The sequence below is a fragment of the Corynebacterium sp. HMSC076G08 genome (assembly GCF_001811515.1).
Classification (GTDB): Bacteria; Actinomycetota; Actinomycetes; order Mycobacteriales; family Mycobacteriaceae; genus Corynebacterium; species Corynebacterium hiratae.
Window position 1 is genome coordinate 1 of the sequence record NZ_KV805015.1, and the last position, 2,141, is coordinate 2,141.

Consider the following 2,141-nt stretch of genomic DNA (forward strand, 5'->3'; position numbering starts at 1 on the left):
CCCCGACGTGTCTACTTTCCGGGGGTCAGGCCCATACTCAGCCTTGCTTCATAATAAAAAGCAATACACAAGGAACAACTAAATAAGATTTACGCAATAATAGTGAAGTTAGATGCCAAGCCCGATAGCGGATTCGAAAAACGGCCTAAACGACAGGATGTGTTGGTGAGGTTGGATGGTTAGCTGGTCTGGTGTGCTGGTATTAGGATGATTTCACTTAACCGGAGGGATAACCCCAGTCTCGGGCCGGAAGTACCGCCGGGGGTGCCGGTGTGCTAGCTGCCTAGGTTCACGATGAGAGGATGAGTAAGAATCATCCTCGATGCCCCGTCTGTAGCGGGGTGTGCATCAACACGGAACGACAAGTACTGGTCGCCAACGATGGCGGTGCCGCACTTGCAAGGCCATTTTCACCCGCGCCAATGACGACGCAGTTCAAGCAAAATGGTTTCGCCTTTTCATCTCTTGGCTCATGTCAGGCCACAGCCTGGCAGAGACAGCTAAGACCTGCGGAGTTTCATCACGCTCTCTGCAACGCCGGTTCAAAACGTTCTGGCTTATCCAACCTCCCCGAAGCGTTGATAAGCAGCGAATCTACGATCAAATCTTCATCGACGGCGCCTACTTCAACACCAAGTGCCTTGTCGTGGCTGCTGACTCCTGCCATGTCATCAACTGGTTCTGGTACATTAAGGAATCCTCCTGGTCATACATGAAGCGTCCTGGGTTTAGTTCCTACCTCAGCTAAGGAAGGATTGAACTATGCCTAGAAAGTATTCCGTCGAGTTCAAGGAGAAGGCGGTCCATCAGATCATCGAAATGGTCCGCTTGGAGTCCTGCTCGCTGCAACGTGCCTACGCGGAGGTCGGTGAGTTGCTTGGAGTGTCTCACCATACGTTGCGGGCTTGGTACCGTGACAGCGCTTCAGTACGTGATGACTCTGACACGTCTGGCGGCGAAACGATGGAAGAAGAGCTCAAGCGTTTGCGCCGCGAAAACCGTGAGCTGAAACGAGCAAATGGGATTCTTAAGACTGCTTCGGCTTTTTTCGCAGCGGAACTCGACCGACCCACGACCAAATGATCTCTTACATCGACGCGTATAAGGATCAGTTTGGGGTCGAGGCCATCTGCCGAGTCCTTAAACAAGCAGATCGTGGGTTCATTACTTCACGTGGCTACCGCAAAGCCACCACACGTGTTCCCAGTGCAAGGGCCTTAAGCGATAGCCTTCTCATCCCAGAGATACAGCGTGTGCATGCGCAGAATTTCTCGGTCTACGGCATCCGCAAAATGTGGCACGCGATGAACCGTGAAGGTTTTCATATTGGTCGCGATAAGACTGCACGTCTGATGAAGCTAGCAGGTGTTTCTGGTCGCAGACGTGGACGAACCCCGTTAACAACGATCAGCCCGAAGGCACCGGATCATCGCCCGGACCTAGTGCAGCGAGACTTTCGTGCACAAGCACCAGGCCGGCTGTGGGTTGCTGACATTACTTACGTTCGCACCCTGTCAGGATTCGCCTACACCGCGTTTGTCGTGGATGCCTACAGCCGAAAGATTGTTGGTGTCGCTACACGCTCGACGATGCGTACCGATGCGCTGCCCATGGAGGCCTTGGAGCATGCGTTAACGACTGCAGGGCGAATCCATGGAAACCAGCTGATCCACCATAGCGATCGGGGCAGCCAGTACGTGTCACTGAAGTATTCCAGCGCGCTAGCGGAATCCGGAATCCGGCCGAGTGTAGGAACAGTCGGCGATTCTTATGACAATGCTCTAGCTGAGACCGTCAACGGTCTCTACAAGGCGGAACTGATTCATGCTCAGGGCCCGTGGACATCGGTCGGAGAAGTCGAATTGGCCACCTTGCGGTGGGTGCATTGGTGGAACACTAAGCGGCTTCACGAAGCTTTGGACTACGCCACCCCACAAGAAGTCGAAACCGAGTACTATCTCACCCAGCCCATCAACACAGGGCCGTAAAAGAAGCGGAACTAAACCCAGGACGCTTCATACATGCGTCTGCTGGACGAACTAGCCCCACCACAACTGGTGACCTCTGATGGGGATTCCGGAAGACTTAAAGCCCTACGCCGCCTGTTGCCTGATACCCCGGTTCAACGCTGCATTGTCCAC

The 2,141-nt window shown here is 53.9% G+C and carries 1 protein-coding gene; it reads left to right on the forward strand.

Translation table 11 applies throughout. The features are described from left to right. Positions 1–762 precede the first annotated feature (762 nt). Positions 763–1,988 (forward strand): IS3 family transposase gene (locus tag HMPREF2806_RS02685; RefSeq protein ID WP_118779482.1). Its coding sequence is split into 2 segments (ribosomal slippage): positions 763–1,042 and positions 1,042–1,988, totalling 1,227 coding nucleotides; the frame shifts between segments, so codons are not numbered across the junction. Positions 1,989–2,141: the final 153 nt, after the last annotated feature.